Source organism: Pseudoalteromonas sp. ABE4_541 (assembly GCF_056312285.1).
Window position 1 is genome coordinate 1 of record NZ_JBSVEM010000063.1, and the last position, 285, is coordinate 285.

Below are 285 nucleotides of genomic sequence, written 5' to 3' on the forward strand. Positions count from 1 at the left end.
TAAAGTGGTGGAGCTAAGCAGGATCGAACTGCTGACCTCCTGCGTGCAAGGCAGGCGCTCTCCCAGCTGAGCTATAGCCCCACAATACTGGAGTGTTACATTGTTTGTACTTACCAAACTTCTTTTCGAGGCAAGGCATTAAGTGAGGACGTTTAGTGGTTTCTAAACGACGAGCTTAATAACGCAGCATCGGTAAGAAGTGGTGGGTCTGAGTAGACTTGAACTACCGACCTCACGCTTATCAGGCGTGCGCTCTAACCAGCTGAGCTACAGACCCAAACAATG

At 49.5% G+C, this 285-nt stretch carries 2 tRNA genes; both read right to left on the reverse strand.

From position 1 onward, the window contains the following. Positions 1–5 precede the first annotated feature (5 nt). Positions 6–81: transfer RNA gene (locus ACW689_RS21490), tRNA-Ala, on the reverse strand. A 119-nt stretch (positions 82–200) separates the two neighbouring features. Next, positions 201–277 (reverse strand) — tRNA-Ile (locus tag ACW689_RS21495). Positions 278–285 lie beyond the last annotated feature (8 nt).